Source organism: Kocuria himachalensis, assembly GCF_054784195.1.
The window spans coordinates 150616-173427 of record NZ_BAAGPL010000008.1 but is presented as its reverse complement, the minus strand read 5'-3'; the positions used below and the strand labels follow the sequence as shown (position 1 = coordinate 173427).

At 75.4% G+C, this 22812-nt stretch carries 19 protein-coding genes and 2 pseudogenes; 13 read left to right on the top strand and 8 right to left on the bottom strand.

Translation table 11 applies throughout. From position 1 onward, the window contains the following. Positions 1-87: 87 nt before the first annotated feature. Positions 88-762 (bottom strand): hypothetical protein, encoded by a 675-nt coding sequence (locus tag ACYVM4_RS06390; protein ID WP_368819799.1) that lies wholly within the window; start codon positions 760-762, stop codon positions 88-90. Positions 763-944: 182 nt separating this feature from the next. Then, complete coding sequence (locus ACYVM4_RS06385) at positions 945-1646, bottom strand: SDR family oxidoreductase (protein ID WP_368819798.1); 702 nt, start codon at positions 1644-1646, stop codon at positions 945-947. Positions 1647-1867: 221 nt separating this feature from the next. Between ACYVM4_RS06385 and ACYVM4_RS06380 the strand changes: the two genes are divergently transcribed. Beyond that, positions 1868-3262 (top strand): aldehyde dehydrogenase family protein, encoded by a 1395-nt coding sequence (locus ACYVM4_RS06380; RefSeq protein ID WP_460668000.1) that lies wholly within the window; start codon positions 1868-1870, stop codon positions 3260-3262. A 106-nt stretch (positions 3263-3368) separates the two neighbouring features. On the opposite strand, the gene ACYVM4_RS06375 is transcribed toward ACYVM4_RS06380, so the two are convergent. From ACYVM4_RS06375 to ACYVM4_RS06365, 3 genes are all read right to left on the bottom strand, one after another. After that, on the bottom strand, positions 3369-4076 hold the full coding sequence (locus ACYVM4_RS06375; protein ID WP_460667999.1) for an AfsR/SARP family transcriptional regulator: 708 nt from the start codon (positions 4074-4076) through the stop codon (positions 3369-3371). 174 nt (positions 4077-4250) lie between these two features. After that, positions 4251-5933 carry an ABC1 kinase family protein gene (locus ACYVM4_RS06370; protein ID WP_368819795.1) on the bottom strand — a complete coding sequence of 561 codons (1683 nt, stop codon included), beginning with the start codon at positions 5931-5933 and terminating at the stop codon, positions 4251-4253. Continuing rightward, positions 5930-7081, bottom strand: a complete 1152-nt coding sequence (locus ACYVM4_RS06365; RefSeq protein ID WP_460667998.1) for a hypothetical protein — start codon at positions 7079-7081, stop codon at positions 5930-5932. The genes ACYVM4_RS06370 and ACYVM4_RS06365 overlap by 4 nt, the downstream gene beginning before the upstream one ends. 192 nt (positions 7082-7273) lie before the next feature. Here ACYVM4_RS06365 and ACYVM4_RS06360 point away from each other — a divergent pair, with 192 nt between their 5' ends. Next, on the top strand, positions 7274-8698 hold the full coding sequence (locus ACYVM4_RS06360) for a hypothetical protein (RefSeq protein WP_460667997.1): 1425 nt from the start codon (positions 7274-7276) through the stop codon (positions 8696-8698). 66 nt (positions 8699-8764) lie between these two features. Then, positions 8765-8968: a hypothetical protein gene (locus ACYVM4_RS06355; RefSeq protein WP_017834330.1), complete on the top strand. Its 204-nt coding sequence runs from the start codon at positions 8765-8767 to the stop codon at positions 8966-8968. Between the two features lie 124 nt (positions 8969-9092). Here the strand turns inward: ACYVM4_RS06355 and pepN are convergent, their stop codons facing one another. Next, positions 9093-11717, bottom strand: coding sequence for an aminopeptidase N (gene pepN, locus ACYVM4_RS06350; RefSeq protein WP_460667996.1), 2625 nt, complete (start codon positions 11715-11717; stop codon positions 9093-9095). Between the two features lie 149 nt (positions 11718-11866). Between pepN and ACYVM4_RS06345 the strand changes: the two genes are divergently transcribed. Together ACYVM4_RS06345 and ACYVM4_RS06340 are read left to right on the top strand one after the other, a co-directional pair. Next, complete coding sequence (locus ACYVM4_RS06345) at positions 11867-12325, top strand: DUF2243 domain-containing protein (protein WP_460667995.1); 459 nt, start codon at positions 11867-11869, stop codon at positions 12323-12325. After that, positions 12322-13182, top strand: a complete 861-nt coding sequence (locus ACYVM4_RS06340; protein WP_460667994.1) for a cytochrome c oxidase assembly protein — start codon at positions 12322-12324, stop codon at positions 13180-13182. Before ACYVM4_RS06345 ends, ACYVM4_RS06340 begins: the two co-directional genes overlap by 4 nt. Here ACYVM4_RS06340 and ACYVM4_RS06335 read toward each other — a convergent pair. Both ACYVM4_RS06335 and ACYVM4_RS06330 read right to left on the bottom strand, forming a co-directional pair. Beyond that, on the bottom strand, positions 13112-13393 hold the full coding sequence (locus tag ACYVM4_RS06335; RefSeq protein ID WP_460667993.1) for a hypothetical protein: 282 nt from the start codon (positions 13391-13393) through the stop codon (positions 13112-13114). The two genes, ACYVM4_RS06340 and ACYVM4_RS06335, sit on opposite strands and share 71 nt — an antisense overlap. Then, positions 13390-13749 carry a hypothetical protein gene (locus ACYVM4_RS06330; RefSeq protein WP_460667992.1) on the bottom strand — a complete coding sequence of 120 codons (360 nt, stop codon included), beginning with the start codon at positions 13747-13749 and terminating at the stop codon, positions 13390-13392. Before ACYVM4_RS06330 ends, ACYVM4_RS06335 begins: the two co-directional genes overlap by 4 nt. Before the next feature lie 177 nt (positions 13750-13926). Here ACYVM4_RS06330 and ACYVM4_RS06325 point away from each other — a divergent pair, with 177 nt between their 5' ends. The 8 genes and pseudogenes from ACYVM4_RS06325 to ACYVM4_RS06290 form a co-directional block, all read left to right on the top strand. Next, positions 13927-14910 carry a polysaccharide pyruvyl transferase family protein gene (locus ACYVM4_RS06325; RefSeq protein ID WP_460667991.1) on the top strand — a complete coding sequence of 328 codons (984 nt, stop codon included), beginning with the start codon at positions 13927-13929 and terminating at the stop codon, positions 14908-14910. Between the two features lie 49 nt (positions 14911-14959). Next, positions 14960-16597 (top strand): carbamoyltransferase family protein, encoded by a 1638-nt coding sequence (locus tag ACYVM4_RS06320; RefSeq protein WP_460667990.1) that lies wholly within the window; start codon positions 14960-14962, stop codon positions 16595-16597. Continuing rightward, on the top strand, positions 16594-18237 hold the full coding sequence (locus ACYVM4_RS06315; protein ID WP_460667989.1) for an HAD-IIIA family hydrolase: 1644 nt from the start codon (positions 16594-16596) through the stop codon (positions 18235-18237). Before ACYVM4_RS06320 ends, ACYVM4_RS06315 begins: the two co-directional genes overlap by 4 nt. A 2-nt stretch (positions 18238-18239) precedes the next feature. Then, positions 18240-19343 carry a glycosyltransferase family 9 protein gene (locus tag ACYVM4_RS06310; protein WP_460667988.1) on the top strand — a complete coding sequence of 368 codons (1104 nt, stop codon included), beginning with the start codon at positions 18240-18242 and terminating at the stop codon, positions 19341-19343. Then, on the top strand, positions 19331-20290 hold the full coding sequence (locus ACYVM4_RS06305; RefSeq protein ID WP_460667987.1) for a glycosyltransferase: 960 nt from the start codon (positions 19331-19333) through the stop codon (positions 20288-20290). The genes ACYVM4_RS06310 and ACYVM4_RS06305 overlap by 13 nt, the downstream gene beginning before the upstream one ends. After that, positions 20287-21465, top strand: a pseudogene (locus ACYVM4_RS06300) (glycosyltransferase); the annotation flags it as partial. The gene ACYVM4_RS06305 and the pseudogene ACYVM4_RS06300, both read left to right, overlap by 4 nt. A 141-nt stretch (positions 21466-21606) precedes the next feature. Next, positions 21607-22134 carry a D-sedoheptulose-7-phosphate isomerase gene (locus ACYVM4_RS06295; RefSeq protein WP_460668037.1) on the top strand — a complete coding sequence of 176 codons (528 nt, stop codon included), beginning with the start codon at positions 21607-21609 and terminating at the stop codon, positions 22132-22134. Then, a pseudogene (locus tag ACYVM4_RS06290) lies at positions 22131-22812 on the top strand (PfkB family carbohydrate kinase); the annotation flags it as partial. The gene ACYVM4_RS06295 and the pseudogene ACYVM4_RS06290, both read left to right, overlap by 4 nt.

Below are 22812 nucleotides of genomic sequence, written 5' to 3'. Positions count from 1 at the left end.
ACATCCGGGGCGCCGCGCGGCCCCCGGGGAGGGCGGCGCCACGGCACCCGGGACCGGAGCGGACCGACGACGGGCCGTGCGGCCCGGTCAGGACGGCTCCGGCCCCGCCCCGGTCAGCGACGCCAGGGGCCCGCCCTCGAGGAAGCGCACGAGGGCGGGCGAGCGGGTCACCACCGTCTCCTGGTAGCGGCCCGGCAGCTCGGGGTCCTTGCCGATGATCAGCTCCTCGACCTGGTCGTCGTGGAACATGGCCAGCGTCCCCCGCAGCAGATCCAGGGCGGTCCCGTCGTGGAGCATGTCGCGCACGGCGCCGGGCACCCGGAGGGTGCGTGCGCCGTCGAGGACCACGTTGACGAAGTCGGGGCTGTCGCTCTCCGACCAGTGGGCCGTGGACGCGGCCGCGACCGCCCCGACCGCCTCGACCGCGAGGGTGACGACGATGGTCGCCTCGCTCAGCGCCGCCTGGATGTCCACCGTGCGGCACCGGTCGCGGCCCCTGCGCCAGCGGCGCGGGCGCGTGCGGTCGACCACCAGGTACTCCAGCAGCAGCCTGCCCCGGCAGTCCTCCAGGAAGGAGACGGTGACGGTCTCGGCGGGGCAGTCCCCCCGGACGGCGTCGTAGGCCCGCCGCAGCAGGTCCTGGAGGTCGGTGGAGCCCCGGCCGAGCGTGCGCGCCGAGAGACTCACGGGCCGGCCGTGGTCGTCGAGGCAGCGCACCGTGATCGGGACGCGGGCCACCGTGGTGTCGAGGAGGGAGTCCACGCTGACGTCGGGCCTTCCTGCTGGGTCGGGGAGTGGCTCCCAGTCTAGATGCGCACTCATGGTCCACTGCTGTTCGACGCGTGGCCCGTTGTGGGGACAACGACGCTCTCACCTGCGGCGACGGCCGGGCCCGGCGGTGCTTCCACCGTCCGGCCCGGCCGCTCCTCGGGAGCGAGTGCCGATCAGGGCCAGGAGCCCTCCTCGGCGTGGGCGATGAACAGTTCGCGGATCTCGCAGCCGCGGGGCTGGGCGAGGGCGAACAGGACGGCGTTCGCGACGTTCTCCGGATCGTTGAGCTGGGAGTCGTCCTGGGGCTTGTACTGCTCGTCCCGGTCGTCGAAGAAGCGCGTCTTCATGCCGCCGGGGATGAGCTGGGTGACGCCGACCTCGCCCTTGAGCTCCGCGGCGAGGGCCTGGCTGAAGCCCAGCACCCCGAACTTGGACGCGCAGTACGCCGTCGCGTCCGAGACGCCCTTCAGGGCCAGGGTGGAGGCCACCGTGATGACCCGGCCCCGCGACTCCCGCAGGGCGGGCAGCGCCGCGCGCACCGTGGACACGGTGCCGAACAGGTTGACCTGCACGACCTTCTCCCACTCGGTGCTCGCCACGTCCTCGAGCCGTCCGCAGCGGTCGATGCCGGCGGCGGTGACCACCGCGTCCAGGCCGCCGGCGGCCTCCACGGCCCGGCGCACCGTCTCGGTCACCGCGGCGGTGTCCGCCACGTCGACCTCGTAGGCGGCGACGCCGGTGAGCGCGCTGATGTCCCGGTCCAGGACGATGGGGGTGCCGCCGTTGTCGCGGACCGCCTCCGCCACGGCGGCGCCGAGCCCGGAGGCACCGCCGGTGATCAGCACCCGGCCGGGATTGGTGGACTGGAAACTCATGCAACTTCCTCTCTGCTGGACACGGCCGCGCCCGCGGCCGGTGCCGCGGGCGGGCGTGCTGCTCCTGGTCGGAACAGGGGCAGGCCGCGCGGGTGCGGCGGCCTGGTCACTGCTACCGTATCCGGTCCCGGGCGGTTCGTAAGTATGCTCATCAGGACTGCCCCCGGGGTGTCCGCCCGCGCAGGACCGGAGGACGCCCGCCCGAACGGAGAAGGAGTTCCATGACCACCGCAGCACCCGCCACCGCCCCGACGACCGAGCTGACCGTGCTGGATCCCCGGGACGGGTCCACGGTCGGCACCGTGGCCGCCGCCACGGAGGAGGAGGTCCGTGCCGCGGTCGCCACCGCCCGCGGCGCCGCCCGGGACTGGGCGCGGACCGCCCCCGAGGAGCGGGGGAAGGCCCTGCGCGCCGCCGCCGACCGCCTGGCAGAGCACGCCCAGGAGCTCGCCGAGCTCAACGCCCGCGAGACCGGCAAGCCCGTCGAGGAGTCCCTGGGCGGGGTCATGGCCGGGGTCGGCACCCTCCACCAGTACGCGGAGCTCGGTCCGGTGCACCGGGGCCACAGCCTGCGCGGCAGCGTGCTGGCGGCCGACTACACCGTCGCGGAGCCGCGCGGCGTCGTCGTCGCCCTCACGGCCTGGAACGACCCCGTGGCCGTGGCGGCCGGCCTGCTCGGCGCCGCGGTCGTCACCGGCAACACCGTGGTGCACAAGCCCAGCGAGCGCTGCCCGCACGTCGGGGCCCGCCTCGGGGAGATCCTCGCCGAGGCCCTGCCCGCCGGAGTGCTCGGCACGGTCACCGGCGGCGCCGCCGTGGGGGAGCTGCTCACCGCGCTGCCCGACGTCGACGTCGTCGCCCACGTCGGCTCCACCGCCACCGGGGAGGCCATCGCCCGCGCCGCGGTCGGCACCGGCGCCCACGTGCTCCGGGAGAACGGCGGCAACGACGCCCTCGTGGTCGACGACGACGTGGACCCCGTCTGGGCCGCCGGGCAGGCCGCCCTCGGCGCGTTCGCCAACTCGGGCCAGATCTGCGTGGCGGTCGAGCGGATCTACGTCCACCGCGGCGTCGCCGAGCCGTTCCTCGCGGCGCTGGCCGAGGAGGCGCGCCGGCGCAACACCGACGGCACGCTCGCACCGCTGGTCGACGAGCGGCTGCGCGAGGAGGTCCACCGCCAGGTCGCCGACGGTGTCGCCCAGGGGGCGGTCGCCCTCGAGGGCGCGCAGGTCCCGGAGGGTCCCGGTGCGTTCTACCCGGCCACCGTCCTGCGCGGGTGCACCCCCGGGATGACCGTGATGACCGAGGAGACGTTCGGGCCCGTGGCCCCGGTCCAGGTCGTCGACAGCTTCGGCGAGGGGCTCCGGCTGGCCGCCGCCGACCGCTACGGGCTGGCCGCGACCGTGCTCACCGGGCGGATCGCCCACGCCCAGCGCGCCGTGGCCGAGCTGCCGGTGGGCACGCTGAAGGTCAACAACGTCTTCGGCGGCGCCCCGGGCGGCGCCGCGCAGCCGCGCCGGGCGTCCGGCGCGGGCTTCGGCTACGGGCCGGAGCTCCTCGACGAGATGACCCAGGTGAAGGTCGTGCACCTGGAGATGCCGCCCGTCGCCGAGTGAGTGTCGGGTGAGCGCCGACCGAACGCCGGGGGGCGCCGGCCGGGCGCCGCCGGCCCCCGGGTCGTGGCGGCGGCTGCCGGGCCGCCGGACCGCGGCGGCCGGGACGTCACCGCCGGCGCAGGGGCTCGAGCAGCCCCCGGACCCTGTCCGAGGGCTGCTCGCCCAGGTCCCGCGCCAGGTCCGAGCGGTGGTCCTGGAGCACTTGCCGCGCCTCGGTCTCGTTGCCGAGAGCCAGGTGGGCGCGGATCAGCAGGCTCACGGCGCTCTCGCGCAGGGGGGCGCCGTCACGGACGGTCCGGGCCAGCGCGAGGGCGTGGTGGACGTCGCCGCGGAGGAGGCAGAGCTCGGCCCGCTCCTCGACCGCGTTGACGTAGAGCTCCTGCAGCCGCGCCTGCTCGTCGACCACCCAGTCGTCGTACCAGCCGGGCAGCAGCACCACGCCGGGGCGGTCCAGCACCCGGGCGTCGTCCCGCTCGGCGGACCAGGACGCCACCGGGCGCACGACCAGCTCGAGCAGGCGGTGCAGGTCCACGTCCACCGCCTCGGAGAGCGCGAGGGCGCCGCCCTGGCACACGAGGGCCCCCGGCACGCGCCGGGACAGGGTGAAGACGGCCGCGCGCAGGCTGCCGAGCGCGTGGTCCTCCGGGCATTCGGGCCACAGCAGCCCGGCGAGGTAGTGCCGGGACCGGGGGCCGTGGATCGCCAGGGCCGCCAGGAGCCGCTGCTGCCGCGTCCCGGTGTGCACCCTGGTCCCCTGCACGGAGACGTCCCAGCTCCCCAGCAGTCGCAGCGAGATCGTTCCCCGGTCGCCCATGACCTTGCTCCCCCCGGCTGACCAGGCACAACGTCCGTGCCTGCGCTTCACCGCCATGCTGGGCCGCGGCCTGGGGGAAGTCAACGACATGTCGTGCCCCGCGGTGATTGCGACCGTCCCGGGCCGTGCCGGAGGGGACCGGGACGGTCGGCGGCCGGGCAGTGGCGCGGGGGCTCAGAAGCGGCGGCGGACCCGGATGGTGTTGGCCAGGCGCCGGACCTTGGGCACGTTCGTGGAGAGCACGAGGTAGCCGGTGAGGGTGCCCACGGTGGTCGCGCCGCCGGCGATGAGGGGGGTGTGGAACTTCCCCCACCGCTCCGGGTCGGACGCGAGGATGTGGGCCATGCCGTTGATGGACGCGGCGATCACCGCGCCGGCCACCACCTGGTGGCCGATCTTCTCGCCGCGCTTGAGCAGCGGCTCGAACTCGTCGGCGCGCAGGTGCACGTCGAAGCCGCCGCGCTCCAGCACCACGATGAGCCGCCGGAGGTACTCGGGGGCCTCGATGCCCATCTGCACCGCGTCCTGCAGGATGTCGCGCGCCCGCTTGGCGAGGATCTCGGGGGAGAGCCGGTGCAGCACGAACCGCTGGGCGTACGGGGAGAGGACCGAGACGAGGTCGAACTCCGGGTCCAGTCCGGTGCCCACGGACTCCGCCGTGACGAGCATCCGCAGGAACAGGGCGGACTCGCGCGGCAGGTGCATCCGGTAGCGGCGCAGCATCCCGATGAGGTCGCCCATCAGGTGGCCCACCCGCACCTCGTGCAGGGGCTTGTTCGAGTAGCGGCGCAGCAGGACCGCCACGTCCCGCTCGAGCTCCTTCTTGTTGACGTCCAGCTCCTGCGAGGTCAGCCCCAGCAGCCCCGCGGCGACCCGCCGGGGGTTCTCCTGCACCACGCCGAGCATCAGGGTCACCAGGTGGTCCCGGAACTCGTCGGTGAGGGTGCCCATCATCCCGAAGTCGATGATGCCGATCCGTCCGCCGGTCTCCACGAAGAGGTTGCCGGGGTGGGGATCCGCGTGGAAGAAGCCGTGCTCGAAGATCATCCGGCAGATCGCCTCGGTCGAGTCCACGGCCAGCAGGTGCCGGTCGAGCCCGGCGTCCTCGAGCGCGGGGTAGTCGTTGATCTTGATGCCCCGGATCCGCTCCATCGTGAGGATCCGGGAGGTGGAGGCCTCCCAGAAGATCTCCGGGATGTGCACCCGGGGGTCGCCCATGAAGTTCTCGGCCATCCGCTGGGCGTTGCGCGCCTCCGTGAGGTAGTCCAGCTCGTCCCGCAGGGACTGGGCGAACTCGTCGGCGAGGCCCACGAGGTCGAAGTGCTGCACGGCCGGCCAGTAGGTGGACAGCAGCTTGGCCAGCTCCGCGAGGATCTCGAGGTCGCGGTTGACCTCCTCGACGACGCCGGGGCGGCGCACCTTCACGATGACGTCCACCCCCTTGTAGACGGCCGCGTGCGCCTGGCCGATCGAGCCCGTGGCGAGGGGCACGGGGTCGATCTCGGCGAGGATGTCCTCCGCCGCGGAGTCGGGCTCCGACTCGATCATCGCCCGGATCTGTTCCGGCGGCACCGCGGGCGAGTTGTCCTGCAGCCGGGTCAGCTCCTGCACGTACCGCGGCGGCAGGAGGTCCGGCCGGGTCGAGACGACCTGGCCGAGCTTCACGAACGTGGGACCGAGCTCCTCGAGGGCCTGCCGCAGGTGGACGGGCTGGCTGTAGAGCTTGTCGGGGTCGATGAGCCGGACCCGGGCCAGCGGTGCGCGCCACTCCTCCTTGATCCCGCCGAGGGCGAAGCCGAAGCCGTGCTTCGAGAGGACCTCGAGGATCTGGAGGAAGCGTTCCCGGCGGGTGATCATCGGCGGGCCACTCCGGTGCTCATCCGGGCCAGGTAGAAGGACATGAACCCGGTCGCGACCGCCACGATGAAGCACAGCGCGCTCACCAGCGGCTCGATGCCGAGGAAGACCACGCCCACCCCGCCCAGCAGCACGGTCATGGCCAGCAGCGCCCACACGGCCACGTGGACCCGGCCGAGCACGCCGGTGGCCGGGCCGGCGGAGGAGCGCTGGGCCGTCACCTCGTCCTCGTGCGGGGCGCGCTCGGTGCCCCCCGCGGCGGACACGGTCAGGCCCTTGCGCCACTTCTTCGCGTTGCGCGAGCGGTCGGCCTCGGCCGGGACGTAGGCGTCCGGGACGGAGTGGCTGCCGCCGGGCGGCAGGAGCTCGGGGACGTCGTTGGTCAGCTGCTCGAACCACTCCGCGGGGATGTCCTCCGGGCGCGCGGCCTGCAGGGTCATCGAGACCTCGAAGGCCGAGCCGCGGATGGTGCCCCACACGGCGGTGAGCTTCTCCTGCTGGAAGGCGTGGTCGATGATCGGGATGAACTGCTGGGACATCTGGGTGGAGAGCCGGCCCACCTGGCGGCGCTCGTAGAGCACGTCGACGATGTCCAGCGTCTGCCCGTGGTGGTTGCGGACCTTGTTGGTCTCCAGGGTCAGCATCACGCGGCCCTCCCCGGACGGGGGGATGACGCTGTGCAGGTACTCGGCGAACTCCTGCTCGTCCAGGACCTTGATCGACGGGCCCTGCGGCAGCACCGCGGCCTGCGCCGGGGGCGTGTTGAGCGGGAACAGCAGGTCCGGGGCCGCGATCGACAGCCGCGCCGTGGCGTCGACCTCCGCCTGCCCGTCCTGGCGCAGGACCGTGGCCTCCAGCTTCAGCGGCGCCACCGGCGTGTACCCCGACGCGATGACGCGCGCGAGGTAGGGCCAGTACCGCTGCGCGTCCTGCTGGGTGAGGTGCCCGATCTTGTTGGGCCCGATCCGCACCGAGACGGTGTGGGGGTCGAAGGGGTTGTCCGGCTCCGGGACCAGCGCCGCGTTGCCCGTCCAGGTGCGCAGCTTGCCGAAGGACAGACCGCCGAACACCCGCATGATCTCGGTGTCGTAGAAGTTCTCCGTGACGATCTCCAGAGAGCCGCGGTCGTTGAGCGCGTAGTCGGTCATGGTCTCCCTCGATGGAGCTGGGGCATCAAGTCGTCAATAGCTTCTCACGATTCCCGGGACGCCCGGTCCATCGCCCGGCCCGTACGGTGTCCGCGCTGACTGGTGCAATGATGACCGATCAGGACACCGGGCGGGCCCCGGTGACCGCCCCGGGACGAGAGCCGGACCGGGACCCGGAGAGGAGGCGCGCGGATGTCCCAGGGCCAGGTCCCCCCGCCCGAGCCCGGCCGCCCGGCGGTGGACGTCGACGTGCTGCGCACGCTGTTCCTCAGCCCCGCCGACTGGATCCACCGCCGCGTGGAGTCCGTGCTGATGAGCCCCGACGGCGTCACCCGCCGGAAGGTCTCCCTCGACGTCGACCTCGCGGCGCGCGCCCCGTGGCCGACCGACGCCGCCGGCCGGCTGCTGGTGCCCGTGACCATCCAGGCCAAGCAGCCCCTGCGCAACTTCGACGCCGTCTGCCAGGGCGACCCCGTCCCGGTCCTCAGCACCGAGGACAACGGGGCGCTCGCCGAGCTGCTCCTGCGCGGGCTCATCCCGGAGCAGCTGCCGCCGGCCGAGGCGGCCGTCCTGGCGGACGACCACGTCCCCGCCATCGTGCACGCCCCCGAGCTGCTCGTGGAGGACGCCCTCGACGGGTTCTGGGCCTACTGCGAGCACCTGCGCGCGGTCGTGCAGGAGCTCGTCGACCGGGGGAGGCTGCCGGCGGAGGACGCCGAGCACTGGGACGCCGACCTCGCGCTGTTCACCACGGTGGCCGACCAGCTGGCCCGCGGCTTCCTGCTGACCTTCGCCCTGCCCGCGGAGTTCGCGGGGCGCCGGCTCGTGCTCAAGTACTCGATGGACGAGCAGTACGCCGCCGGCCGCAGGCCGCGTGCCCGGGACCGGCTGCGGCACTGCTGGATGCCCTGGGTGGGCCGGGTGGGTCTGCACGACCTCGCGTCCTGCCGCAGCTTCCACCTGGAGCTGACGGTGCCCGCGGAGGTCCGGCTGCACGAGTTCACGGTCCTCTCGCACGAGGGCGGCCGCCCCGGGGGGCCGGGAGGGTCGCACCGGGCGGTGGACCGTGTGCTCGCCGAGGACCGCGCCGTGCGGCGGTGGCCCGGGGCCGTGCGCGGCCACCTCGCGCTGCGGCCCACGTCCCGGTTCGACGACGCCTTCTGCGAGATGGTGATCCTGCCGGCGCGGCAGGGGATCACGGCGTTCGCCTCCGTGGCGGTCAGCCTCATCACGGCGGTCCTGCTGCTCGTGGGGCTCGTGGCCACCGTGCGGGAGCACGTCCTGGGGCCGGGCTGGCAGGTGCCCTCCGCGGCGGCGTCGGTCGTGATGTCCGTGGTGGCGGTGCTGCTGTCCTGGATCAACCGGCAGCCGGAGCACGACATCTCCGTGCGCGTGATGCGGCCCCTGCGCTACGCGCTGAACCTGGAGGCCCTGGTCGTGCTGATGCTCGCCGGTGCGGCCTCGGTCCCCCTCACCCCGGGGGCCACCGCGGCGTACTGGTCGGTGCTCGTGCTGCTGCACGTGCTGTCCCTCGTGCTCGTGGCGCGCACCTGGTGGGTGCGGCGGTCCGTGGACCGGGGCTGGTACACGTCCCGGGCGCGGCGGCACGGCCGATGACCGGCGGCGCTCTGTTCAGTGGGGCGGCGGCCTCCTACACTGGGGGTGTCACGGAAAGGATCCACCATGGCCTATGACGCCCGGACCGGTCCGCAGGCGCCCCAGCCGCGCCGCGAGCACCGCAACGACTCCAAGGTGAACCTGCTGCAGCTGGGCAACTCGTCCATGTCGCTCGGCCAGAGCCTCGACCGGCGGGTCTTCAAGTCCAACGAGGACGCCCAGCGCGCCGTCGACCGCGTGCTGCGCCGCTCGGGGCGCCCCGCCACCTGACGCCGCCCCGCCCGGAGCACGGGCAGGCGCCCGCCGTCGGCCGGTGCCGCGGACGGTCACCATGCCCCCGGTGCGCACCGGGGGCATCGTCATGCTCCGGAGGGCACGGCGTGCGGGTGGCGGATCAGGGGCGCGCCGCCGCCTGCGCCCGCAGGGCCCGCAGCAGGTGGTCCCGCTCCTCGACCAGGATCCGGCGCAGGGCGGCCGGCGCCCCGCTGTGGTTGCTCAGCCACAGCTCCGTGCGGGCGAGCACCGGGTGGTGCTCGGGGTCGTGGCCCGGCTCGAGGTCGGCGCCGGCGGGGTAGAGGCCCTGCACGATGCGGGTGGCCATCCCGATGGACCGCCGCGCCCACACCTCCTCCAGCATGACGAAGTACTGCTCCCGGTACGGCTCCACCAGCTCCGCCGGGCCCAGCCGGAAGCCCTCGATCGTGGCGGTCAGCAGGTCGTTGGACAGCTCGTCACCGGTGATCGCCTCCCACGCCTCGGCCTTGGCCCGGGGGAGCGGGCGGGCGGCGCGGGCCCGGGCCCAGCCGACCTGCCCGGTGCGGGTCCGGTCCGCGGCACGCTCCTGCTCCAGGGCGGCGTCCAGCGCGGGGTCCTCGCCGTGGCCCGTGGCCGCGAGCGCCGTCCACAGCGCCCAGCGCAGCTCCGAGCCCAGCCGCAGCCCGGGCAGCGCGTCCCGTCCGCCGAGCAGGTCGCGCAGCCAGCCGGCGTGGCTCCCGTCGCGGCGGGCCGTGCGGGCGGTGAGCCGGGCGAGGGCCAGCTGCCGGTCGCTGCCGGGGTCGGCCCGGCGCAGCTCCCGCACGGCGGCGTCGAGCAGCCGCCCCCGCAGCCGGTCCCGCCGGGCGGTCGGGGTGAACCGCTCGACGGCCTCCACGGCGTGGTCCACGGCGGTGGAGAACATCCCGGTCTGCGGTTCGGCGAAGCCGTGGTCCAGGACGGCGCCCACCCAGTCCCCGGGATCGAGCTCTGCGTCCCGGGCGGCGTTCCACAGTCCGGACCACAGCTGGGCGCGGGCCATGTCGTCCTCCACGGAGGACAGGGAGCTCAGGGCCGTGGTGAGCGAGAGCGGGTCGAGGCGGGTCTTGGCGTAGGTGAGGTCCTCGTCGTTGACCACCAGCAGGGGCGCGGTCGAGCCCACGAGCTCGGGGATCTCCACCGAGGACTCGGCGGGCAGGTCCACGCTGACCGTGCCGGTGCGCACCAGGACGTCCCCGGGCCCTCGCTCGTAGCCGCCGAGCAGCAGCCGGTGCGGGCGCAGCACTCCGGCCCCGGGGTCCTGGAGCAGCGCCGCGAAGGTCACGGTGCCGTCGTCGTCCCGGGCGAGGTCCAGGGCCAGCGAGGTGACGCCGGAGGTGCCCAGCCAGGACTCCGCCCAGCCGCGCACGTCCCGCCCGGAGGCCTCCTCGAGCACGGCCAGGAAGTCCTCCAGGGTGGTGGACCCGTAGGCGTGGCGGCGGAAGTAGGCGCGGCACGCGTCGACGAACGGGTCGTAGCCCACGAACGCCACCAGCTGCTTGAGCACCGCGGCGCCCTTGGCGTAGGTGATGCCGTCGAAGTTCTGCCGGGCGGCCTCGAGGTCCTGGATGTCGGCGACCACCGGGTGCGTGGTGGGCAGCTGGTCCTGCCGGTAGGCCCAGGCCTTCCGGCGGTCCGCGAACGCGATCCACGCCTCCTCGAAATCCGTGGCCTGCACGGACGCGTGCGCTCCCATGAACTCGGCGAAGGACTCCTTGAGCCACAGGTCGTCCCACCACGTCATGGTGACGAGGTCCCCGAACCACATGTGGGACATCTCGTGCATGAGGGTGTTGGCCCGCCCCTGGTACTGGGCGCGGGTGGCCCCGTCCGGGAACAGGTACTCCTCGGTGAAGGTCACCAGCCCGGGGTTCTCCATGGCGCCCAGGTTGTACTCGGGCACGAACGCCTGCTCGTACTTCCCGAACGGGTACGGGTAGCCGAACAGCTCGGTGAAGAACGTCAGGCCCTGCCGGGTGAGGTCGAACAGCTCCCGGGCGCCGGTGCCCGCGTCCAGGTGCTCCGCGAGCGAGGCGCGGCAGTACAGGGCCAGCGGCACGGACATGCGGCTGCCGTCCTCGAAGGAGTGCCGCCACTCGCCCGCGACCCGGTGGTACGGGCCCGCCAGCACCGTGGTGATGTACGTGGAGATCCGCTCCGTGGGGGCGAACTCGTGGCGCACCGCGCCGGGCCGCTCCGCCTCCGGGGCGGGGGACACCGCCATGCGCACCCCATTGGAGGAGACCTGCCAGCCGTCCGGGGCCAGGACCGTGAAACGGAACGACGCCTTGAGGTCCGGCTGCTCGAAGTTCGCGAAGACCCGGCGGGCGTCCGCCGGCTCGTACTGGGTGTACAGGTAGACCCGGCCGTCGGCCGGGTCCACGAACCGGTGCATGCCCTCACCCGAGCGGGAGTACAGCCCCCGCCCGGCCACGGACACCTCGTTGGTCGCCTCGAGGGAGGGCAGGCGGACCCGCGCGCCCTCGACGACGTCGTCCGGGTCCAGCTCCCGGCCGTTGACCGTCACCGACTCCACGGAGTGCCCGATGAAGTCCAGGAACGTCTGGGCGCCCTCCTCGGCGCCGAAGCGCACCGTGGTCACGGACCGGAACGAGTCCGCGTCCGGGTCGGGTGCGGTGGACAGGTCCAGCAGGACGTCGTAGCTCTCCACGGCGACGAGCTCGGAACGGTCGGCGGTCTCGCGGCGGGTCAGGTTGTCGTTGCGCACCGTGCCATTGAACCACCCGGGCCGGTCCGCCCGCCGGGCCCGGACAGCCCGGCACCGGGCGGCGGGCCCTGGGCGGCCGGGCCCTGGACAGCCGACGGGGCCACCGTAGGCTGGACCGCGACCCCGCCCGCCCGCACCAGGAGGACCCCATGGCCGACCAGGACCGCCGGACCCTGCTCGCCGGCGCGCTGCTGGGGGCGGGCATCGCCGCCTCCGTGGTGGACCTCGCCGTCTTCCACCTGCTCCTGCACTGGCACCACTTCTACGACCTGTCCACCACCGGGGTCGCCCTCGCCTCGGACGGGCTCTTCCACGCCTTCGGCTGGTTCGTCACGGTGGGCTCCCTCTTCCTGCTCGCCGACGTCCGACGCCGGGGCGCCCTGGCCTGGGGCCGCTGGACCGGGGGGCTGCTCGCGGGCCTCGGCGCGTTCCAGCTCTTCGACGGCGTGGTCCTGCACAAGGTGCTCAGGATCCACCAGGTCCGCTACGACGTGGACCTGCTGGTCTACGACGCCACCTGGATCGGCACGGCCGTGCTCGCGCTCGCGGCGGGACTGGTGCTGCTGCTCCGGACCCGCCCGGCCCGCCCCGTCCGCCCGGGGCGATGACCTCCCACCACGGCGCCACCGGCTGGGCCGTCTTCGACGGGACCGTGCTCGTCCTGCTCGCCCTGGCCGCCGCCGGCTGGGCCGCGGGGCTGTGGGCGGCACGGCACCGCGGCCCGTGGCCGGTGCACCGCACGGTGCTGTGGTTCGCGGGGCTGCTCTGCGCCGGAACGGCCCTGGTCGGCCCCCTGGCGGAGGCCGCCCGCACCGGCTTCACCGCCCACATGGCCGGGCACCTGCTGCTGGGGATGGCCGCCCCGTTCCTGCTGGTGCTCGCCGCCCCCGTGACCCTGGCGCTGCGCGCGCTGCCCGTGGCCCGCGCCCGGGTCGTGACCCGTCTCCTGCGCACCCCGCCCGTCCGGGCGGTGACCCATCCGGTGGTGGCCGGCACGTTCAACGCGGGGGGCCTGTGGGCGCTCTACACCACCGGGCTGTACGGCCTCATGCACGCCTCGGTGCCGGTGCACGCGGCGGTGCACCTCCACGTCCTCCTGGCGGGCTGCGTCTTCACCGCCGCCGTGGTCGGGGTGGACCCGGACCCGCACCGGGGCTCGTTCCCGCTGCGGGCGGCGGTGCTGGTCGGCTTCGTGGCGGCCCACTCGGCGCTCGCCAAGCACCTGTACGGCCACCCTCCGGACGGGGTCGGGGCGTCGGACGCCCGCACGGGCGCGCAGCTCATGTACTACGGCGGGGACGTCGTGGACGTGGCGCTGATGGTCGTGCTCTTCGCCCAGTGGTACGCCCGACCCCGCGGCGGGGCCTCCCGGCCGGTCGTCCGAGGGAGCCGGGTCACGCCCCGGGGGCCGCGTCCCGGCGGGCCTCCAGCGCCGCCACGAGCTCCTCGTGGCGGTCCTGGGTGACGGGGTGGGGGCCGTCGGGGTTCACCAGGTACTCGTGCTCGAGCTGGCACACGACCCTGCTGTGCAGGACCTGCAGCTCCACGAGGGACAGCGCGGAGAGCTCCGTGGGGAAGTCGTCGTCCGGGCTCAGGCACGTGTCGCAGTCCCCGTGCCCCTCCGCACCGGTGCCCGACGGGCCCGACGGGGACGGGACGACGTCGACGCCGCTCACGCCGCCACCCCGCCCTGCTCGGCACCGTTGAAGCGCGCGGGTGCCGGGGCGTGCGAACGGGTCGCTCCGGGGAGGCCGAACGGCTCCGGCCGGGTGAGCACCTGCACGTCGCCTCCGGGCTCCGGCGCGGGGCCGTGGTCGAGGGACCACCGCAGCAGGTCGAGGCCGCCCGGGTCCACGTGCTGGGCGTCCGTGAGGTCCACGGTGACGGTCGCGCCCGGGAAGAGGGCGCGGGCGCGGCCGACGAGCGGGGTCAGGGTCCGGTGGTTGCGCTCGGTGAGATCGCCGGTGACCACCAGGTGCACGCACCGGGTGTCCAGCTCGATCTGCACGACGACGGACAGGGGATCGTCCATGGAGGGGTCCTTCCACGACGGGACGTCACGGCCGGATGCTCGACTCGTGCCATCGAGCCTAGACGCCCGTGACCTGGGTCACCAGTCGTTGTGCCGACTCGTTACCGGACGTGACAGTGCCCACAGTCCGCCCGCGGGGTGACTCCCGGTCCCGGTCCGGCCGGTAGCGTCGACGCCATGCGCACACTCGTGGTCGGTTGGTCCAGCGTCCTGCACGGCGAGGCGACGGCTGGTGACGTCCTCGCCATGGACGCTGTCTCCGACGCCCTCGGCACGGCGGGCGTCCCGCACGAGGTCGCCTGGAGCGCGGTCATGTGCCCGCCCGACGGGCTGCGGCTGGACGACGTCGAGCCCGCGCGCTACACCCACCTGTTGTTCGTGTGCGGACCCGCGACGGGACGGTCGATCGCCGAGCTGCACGAGCAGTTCGCGCACTGCCGCCGGATCGCGGTCGGGGTCAGCGTCCTCGACCCCGAGGACCCGGTGACCGCCGGGTTCCACCGCGTGATCGCGCGCGACCGCCCCGGTGCCGGCGCCCGCCGGGACCTCGCCGCGCGGGCCGTGCCCCAGCTCGTGCCCGTCCTGGGCGTCTACCTCACCGGCGGGCAGCGCGAGTACGGTGCCCGCCGCCGGCACGACGCCGTCCGGTCCGGGTTGGAGGAGTGGCTGGGCCGGCTCGACGCCGCCCGGCTGCCGCTGGACACCCGCCTGGACCCGCGGGACTGGCGGCTGCCCGCCACCGCGGCCCAGGCCGGGTCGGTCATCGCCCGCCTCGACACCGTGGTGAGCATGCGCATGCACGGTCTGGTCCTGGGGCTGCGGGCCGGGGTGCCCGTGCTCGCCGTCGACCCCGTCGCGGGCGGCGGGAAGGTCACGGCACAGGCGCGGGCCTGGGACTGGCCGGCCGTGGTCGGCGCGGACGAGCTCGACCCCGGCCGGCTCGACGAGCAGCTGCGCTGGTGCCTGTCCCCGGCCGGGCGTGCGGCGGCCGAGGAGAGGGCGGCGATGGTCCCGAGCGGCTTCGAGCAGCTCGACGAGCTCGTCGGGGAACTCCTCGGAGACCTGTCCGGCGAGCCGGGCCGCGACGCCGACGACGAGTTCGACCGGGAGCTCGGCCCGGAGCTGCTCGAGGCGGCGGAGACCGGGCCGCACCAGGGCTGACCCGGCCCCTAGATCAGCCGCCTGATCATTCTGTGCCATACTCCGATCCATGAACTACCTGGGCATCAACGCGATTTTTCACGACCCCGCGGCGGCTCTCGTCGTGGACGGCCGAGTGGTGGCCGCGGCGGAGGAGGAGCGCTTCTCCCGCCGCAAGCACGGCAAGCGCCCCGTGCCGTTCTCGGCGTGGGAGCTGCCCGAGCAGGCGATGCGCTGGTGCCTCGCCGAGGCGGGACTGACGCCCGCGGACCTGGACGCCGTCGGCTACTCCTTCGATCCCGCCATCGCCGCCGACATGCCGGACGACCCGTACGACCCGGTGCGCGTGGACTACGCCCGGCGGGCCGCCGGGTTCCTCGCCGAGGCCCTGCCGGGCCTGGACCGCGGAAAGGTCCGCTTCGTGGAGCACCACGTGGCCCACGCCGCGTCCGCCGGCCTCGCCGCCCCCACCCGCACGAGCAGCGTCCTGGTGGTCGACGGCCGCGGCGAGGCGCACTCGCACCTGGCCGGCCGCTACCGGGACGGGGAGCTGGAGATCCTGCACCGTCAGGCACTGCCCGAGTCCCTCGGCCTGCTCTACGAGTCCCTCACCGATCACCTGGGCTTCCTGCGCTCGAGCGACGAGTTCAAGGTCATGGCCCTGGCCTCCTACGGCGAGCCCCGCTTCCTGCCCGAGCTGCGCGAGACCGTCCGCGCCACGGGCGACGGCGGCTTCCGCGCGCAGGCGCCCGACTGGACCCGCTTCGCGCCCCGCCGGATCGACGACGGCACCTGGGGCGGCGACCACGCCGACCTCGCCGCCTCGGTCCAGGCCGTGGTCGAGGAGGTCCTCGTGGACCTCGCCACCTGGCTGCACGAGCAGACCGGGGACACGGTGCTCACCATGGCCGGCGGCACAGCCCTGAACTGCGTGGCCAACTCCCGGATCTGGCGCGAGACGCCCTTCGAAGAGGTCTGGGTCCAGCCCGCCTCCGGGGACTCCGGGACCGCGCTCGGCGCCGCCCTGCACCTGGCCCAGGAGGCCGGGGACCTCGGCGCGCCCCAGCCCACCGCGGCCCTCGGGCGCAGCTGGTCGGGCGAGGAGCTCGCGCAGTGGCTGAGCACCGCGCAGGTGCCTTTCACCACCCCGGAGGACCTCGCCGGCGAGGTCGCCGACATCCTCGCGGACAACGGCGTGATCGCCTGGTTCGACGGCCGCAGCGAGTTCGGCCCCCGGGCGCTGGGCCGCCGCTCCCTCCTGGCGAACCCCATGCACTCCGACAACCTCGAGCGGCTCAACGACGTCAAGGGCAGGGAGCAGTTCCGGCCCGTGGCGCCCATGGTCCTCGAGGAGCGGGCCGCGGAGATCTTCGCCGGCGGGCCGATGCCCAGCCCCTTCATGCTCTTCGTGCACGACGTCGCCCCCGAGTGGCGCGACCGGATCCCCACGGTCACCCACGTGGACGGCACCGCCCGGATCCAGACCGTCAACGACGAGGACAACGCCGGGATCGCGGCGCTGCTGCGGGCCTTCGACGAGCGCACGGGCGTGCCCGTCGTCGTCAACACCTCGCTCAACACCGCCGGCCGGCCCATGGTCGACGACCCGCGTGACGCCCTCGAGCTCTTCGGCTCCGCCCCGGTGGCCGCGCTCGTGCTCGGCCCGCACCTGGTCCGCCGCGCCTCCCTCTTCCAGGAGGCCAAGTGACGGCCGCCCCCGCGACCTACGCCGTCGTCGTCCCCTCCGTGGGGCGGCCCACCCTCCAGTGGCTGCTGGACACCCTCTCCGCCCAGGACGTCGACGCGGACCACCCCGGACCGCTCGAGGTCGTCGTGGTGGACGACCGGCGCGGGGACGTGGAGCCGCTGAGGCTGAGCGTGCCCGGCACCGTGGCCTGGACCGTGCGCACCGTCCGCGGCTACGGGCGGGGCCCGGCCGCCGCGCGCAACCGGGGCTGGCGGGCCGCCCGCCGCTCGGGGGCGCAGTGGATCGCCTTCCTGGACGACGACGTGGAGCTGCCGGCCGGCTGGGCGCAGCGCCTGGCCGAGGACCTCGCCGCGTGCGGGCCCGAGGTCGGCGCGACCCAGGGCCGGATCGACGTCCCGCTCCCGGACTCCCGCCGGCCCACCGACTGGGAGCGCAACACCGCGTCCCTGCAGGACGCCGACTGGGCGACCGCGGACATGGCCTACCGCACGGCCGCGCTCGAGGCCGTCTCCGGCTTCGACGAGCGCTTCCCCCGGGCCTACCGGGAGGACGCCGACCTCGCGCTGCGCGTGCGCCGGGCCGGGTGGCAGCTGGTGCGCGGGCAGCGCCGGATCACCCACCCCGTGCGTCCCGCCGACGACCTCGTGAGCCTGCGCGTGCAGGCCGGCAACGCCGACGACGCCCTGATGCGCCGCCTGCACGGACCCGACTGGCGCCGTGCGGCCGAGGCCCCTCCCGGCGGCTTCCGCTGGCACGCCGCGACGGTCGCCGCCCTGGGCGCCGCGGGCGCGGGCGCCGGCGCGGCGCTCACCGCCACCGCCCTGGGCCACCGGCCCGCCCGGCGCTCCGCCCTGGCCGCGACCGGCACCGGCGCCGCGGCGTGGGGCTGGCTGACCGGCCGGTTCGTGCTGCTGCGCACGGTCCCGGGCCCCCGCCCGGGCGACCCCGAGTTCCTGCCCGAGCTCAGCCGCATGGTCCGCACCAGCGTCACGATCCCCGTGGCCGCCGTGCGGCACAAGACCCGTGGCTGGTGGCGGCACCGGGGGACCGGCCCCTGGCCCGTCCCGGTGCGCGCCGTGCTCTTCGACCGGGACGGCACCCTGGTCCACGACGTGCCCTACAACGGCGACCCGGACGCGGTCGAGCTCGTCCCCGGGGCCCGGGAGGCGGTCGACGCCGTGCGCGCGGCCGGGCTGCGGGTGGGCGTGGTGTCCAACCAGTCCGGCATCGGCCGCGGCCTGCTGACCCGCGAGCAGGTCGACGCCGTCAACGCCCGCGTGAGCGAGCTGCTCGGCCCCTTCGACACCTGGCAGCTGTGCCCGCACGCCCCGGAGCAGGACTGCGCGTGCCGCAAGCCCCGGCCCGGCATGGTGCTCGCGGCCGCCGCGGAGCTCGGCGTGGAGGCCTCCGAGTGCGTGCTGATCGGTGACATCGGCGCCGACGTCGAGGCCGCCCAGGCGGCCGGCGCGCGCAGCGTCCTGGTCCCCACCCCGGTGACCCGCGAGGAGGAGGTGGCAGCCGCCCCGGCCGTGGCCCGCACCCTGCGCGAGGCCGTCGCCGCCGCCCTCGCCCCGGCAGTGGACGAGGGGACCCCCGACCGACCCGACGCCCGCCCGGCCGCGGCCGGGACCCGGAGCTGAGCATGGCCCGCACCCTCGCCGTCCGCCTCGACTCGGACGGGGACGTCCTGCTGACCGGGCCCGCGGTCCGGGCCCTGGCCCGGCTGGGGAACCCGGTGGACCTGCTGGCCTCCCCGTCCGGTGCCGCCGCCGCCCGGCTGCTGCCGGACGTGGCCGAGGTCCTCGAGTACTCCGCGCCGTGGTCGGGCTTCCGGCCCCCGCCGGTGGACCGGGAGGCGACCACGGCCCTGGTGGAGGACCTCGCCGCCCGCGGCTACGACCTCGCCGTGGTCTTCACGTCCTTCCACCAGAGCCCCCTGCCCATGGCGCTGCTGGCCCGGCTCGCCGGGATCGACCGCGTGGTCGCGACGAGCGGGGACTACCCGGGATCGCTGCTGGACGTCCGGCACCGCCGCGCGGACCCGCCCGGCGGAGGCCACGAGGTCGAGGCGGGGATGGAGCTGGCCGTCGCGGCCGGGGCCCCCGAGCCCGCGACCGCCGACCTGCGCCTGGCCGTCCGCCGCCCGCTCCCGGAGCTGCCGGCGGAGCTGGCAGCGCTGCCGGACGGCTTCGTGGTGCTGCACCCCGGCGCCTCCGTCCCGTCCCGCGGGCTGACCGCCGAGCACGCCGGGGCCCTCGCGGCGGGACTCGCCGCGGCCGGGCGCGCGGTCGTCCTCACGGGCGGGCCGGGGGAGCGCGAGCTCACCGCCGCCGCCTGCGCCGCCGCCCGGTCCGCCGCGCCCCGCGGCACGGTGCTGGACCTCGCCGGGCGCACCGACCTGCCGGGTCTGGCCTCCGTGCTGGACGCCGCCGCGTGCGTCGTCGTGGGCAACACCGGCCCGGCGCACCTCGCCGCGGCCGTGGGCACCCCGGTGGTCTCCCTCTTCTCCCCGGTGGTGCCGCCGGAGCGGTGGGCGCCCTACGGCGTGCCCGTCGTGCTGCTCGGGGACCAGGGCGCGGACTGCCGCGGCTCCCGCGCCCGCGACTGCCCCGTGCCCGGCCACCCGTGCCTGTCCTCCGTGTCCCCGGCCGCCGTGCTCGCGGCCGTCGAGGAGCTGACGGACGCCGGCCCGGGGGCTCCCACCACTGTTCCCGAACCGGAAGGAGGACCCGGGTGCGCATCCTGACCTGGCACGTCCACGGATCGTGGACGACATCGTTCGTGCACGGCCCCCACACCTACCTGCTGCCCGTCGTCGCCGACCGGGGTCCGGACGGCCGCGGCCGCGCCGAGACCTGGGACTGGCCGGCCGCCGCCGTCGAGCGCACGCCCGAGGAGCTGACCGACGCCGAGTTCGACGTGGTGCTCCTCCAGCGTCCCCACGAGCTGGAGCTGCTCGAGCGGTGGACCGGGCGCCGGGCGGGGACCGACGTCCCGGCGGTCTACGTGGAGCACGACACCCCGCGGGGGCCCGCCGTGGCCACCCGCCACCCCCTGGCCGAGCGCTCCGACGTCCCGGTGGTCCACGTGACGCACTTCAACCGGCTGATGTGGGACAACGGGGACGCGCCCACCGAGGTCGTGGAGCACGGCGTCCTGGACCCCGGCCCGCTCTACACCGGCCGCACGGCCAGCCTGGCCGCCGTGGTCAACGAGCCCGTCCGGCGCGGGCGGATCGCGGGCACCGACCTGCTGACCGCGCTGGCCGAGGAGCTGCCCGTGGACGTCTACGGCATGGGGATGGACCGGCTGGCGGAGCACGCGCCCCACATGGCCGGGCGGCTGCACGAGAACTATCCTCAGGAGAAGCTGCACGCGGCGCTCGGCGCGCACCGGGCCTACTTCCACCCCTACCGGTGGACGAGCCTGGGACTCGCGCTGCTGGAGGCCATGACCATCGGGATGCCGGTGCTCGGGCTCTCGACCACCGAGGCGCCCCGGGCGGTGCCGCCCGGTACGGGGCTGCTCTCCAACGACCCGGAGGCCCTCGCCACGCAGGCGCGGCAGTGGCTGAACGACCCCGACGCGGCGGCCGCCGCGGGCACCGCCGCCCGCGAGCACGCCCTGAGACACTACGGCGCGGACCGCTTCCTCGCGGAGTGGGACCGCATCCTGGAGAAGGTGACAGCATGAGAATCGCAATGGTCTCCGAGCACGCCAGCCCGCTGGCGGCGCTGGGCGGGGTCGACGCCGGGGGACAGAACGTCTACGTGGCCGCCCTCGCGGAGGGTCTCGCCCGGCTGGGCCACGACGTCGTCGTGTACACGCGACGCGACGCCGCCGGCCTGCCCGACGAGGTCGAGCTCGCCCCCGGCGCCCGGGTGGTCCACGTCCCCGCGGGGCCCCCGAGCCTCCTGCCCAAGGACGACCTCGCCCCCTACATGGACGAGTTCGGCCGCTGGCTCGCCCGCGACTGGGCCCGCCGCGGCGTCCCCGACCTCGTGCACGCCCACTTCTGGATGTCCGGGATCGCGGCCCGGCGCGCCGCACAGGCCCTGCAGATCCCCGTGGTGCAGACCTTCCACGCGCTCGGGGCCGTCAAGCGCCGGCACCAGGGCGCGGCCGACACCAGCCCCGCCGGCCGGCTCGCGGCCGAGAACGAGATCATCGCGGCGGCCGACCTCGTCCTGGCCACCTGCCGCGACGAGCGGGCCGAGCTCCTGGCCCTCGGCGGGGACCTCTCCCGGATCGACGTGGTCCCGTGCGGCGTGGACCTCGACGCCTTCGCCCCCGCGCCGCCGCCCACCGGCGGCCGGCGGCCCCGGATCGTGGCGCTCGGCCGGCTCGTGGAGCGCAAGGGCGTGGACGTCGTCGTGCGCGCCCTCGCGGAGCTGCCGGACGCGGAGCTCGTCGTGGCCGGCGGTCCCGACCGCGCCGACCTGGACCGCGACCCCGAGGCCCTGCGGCTGCGGGCGCTGGCCCGGGAGCTCGGCGTGGCGGAGCGCGTGGAACTCCGCGGCCGCGTGGACCACGACGACGCCGCCGCGCTGCTCGCCACCGCGGACGTCGTGGCCTGCACCCCCTGGTACGAGCCGTTCGGCATGGTCCCGCTCGAGGCCATGGCGTGCGCCCGCCCCGTGGTGGGCACCGCCGTCGGCGGCCTGCTCGACAGCATCGAGGACGGCGTGACCGGCCTGCACGTCCCCCCGCGGGACGTCGCCGGGACCGCGGCCGCCCTGCGCACCCTGCTGGAGGACCCCGAGCTGGCGACCCGCATGGGCCGCGCCGGGCGGGAGCGCGTGGAGCGGCTCTTCGGCTGGCGGCAGGTGGCCCAGGAGACCGAGCGCGCCTACGCCCGCGTGGTCGCCCGGCACCGCCGGGAGCACCCGCCGCTGCTCGGGCACACCGAGCGCTGGCTCGGCGCCCACCTGGACGAGCTGGCGGTCGCCGCCCGCGACGCCGCGCAGCACGCCGACGTGGTGGACCGGTGGGGCGCCCGCCTGGCCGGGATGCTCACGGACGGCGGGCGCGTGCTCGCCGTGGGCAACGGGGGCAGCGCCGCGGAGGCCCAGCACTTCACCGCCGAGCTCGTCGGCCGTTTCGTCGACGACCGGCGGCCGCTGTCCGCCGTGTGCCTGTCCGCGGAGACCTCGAGCCTGACCGCCATCGTCAACGACTACGGCGTGGAGGAGGTGTTCGCCCGCCAGGTCCAGGCGCACGGGCGTCCGGGCGACGTGCTCGTCGTGCTGTCCACCAGCGGGCGCAGCCCCAACGTCCTGGCCGCGGCCGAGCGGGCTCGGGAGCACGGACTGCACGTCTGGGCGCTCACCGGCCCCGGTCCCAATCCGCTGACCGAGCGGGCGGACGAGTCCCTGACCGTCGCCGCGCCCAGCACCTCGGTGATCCAGGAGGTCCACCTCATGCTGCTGCACGCCGTCTGCGCCGCCGTCGACGCCCGGCTGGCACCGGCCGGGCCCGCGGAGCCCGCCGGGACCGGGACGCCGACCCGGACGGCCGTCCGGGCGGGTGCCGCATGAGCGCCGCGCGCATCGTCGTGGTGGGCGACGCCCTGCTGGACCGGGACGTCTCCGGCACCTCCACCCGCCTGAGCCCCGACGCCCCGGTCCCCGTGGTCGACGTCGACGACGTGTTCGCCAGCCCCGGCGGGGCCGGCCTCGCCGCGCTGCTGTGCGCGGAGCCCCCGTCCGTCGGCGCCGTCCCGGCGGCGGTCGACGTGACCCTCCTGGCCCCGGCCGCGGACGACGCCGCCGGCAGGGAGCTGGCCGGGGCGCTCGGCGAGGTCGCCCTGGAACGGCTGGGGCACGAGGGCGGGACGCGCACCAAGACCCGGATCCGCAGCTCGGGGCAGACCCTCGTGCGCGTGGACGAGGGCGGACCCGGTACGCCGGTCGGCGTCACCGCCGCGCGCGTGGCCGCCGTCCTGGCCGGGGCGGACGCCGTCCTGGTCTCCGACTACGGGGGAGGCGTCACGCGCGACCCCGCTGTGCGCTCGGCGCTCGAGGAGCACGCCCGCACCGGCGTGGTCGTCTGGGACCCCCACCCGCGCGGCGGCGCCCCGGTGCCCGGGTGCACGCTCGTCACCCCGAACGCCGCCGAGGCGGCGGCCGCCGTCGTGGCCGCCGCGCCCGGGTCCGCCCGGGACCTCGCGGGCGCGCTGCGCCGGCACTGGGCCGCCCGCGGCGTGGCCGTCACGG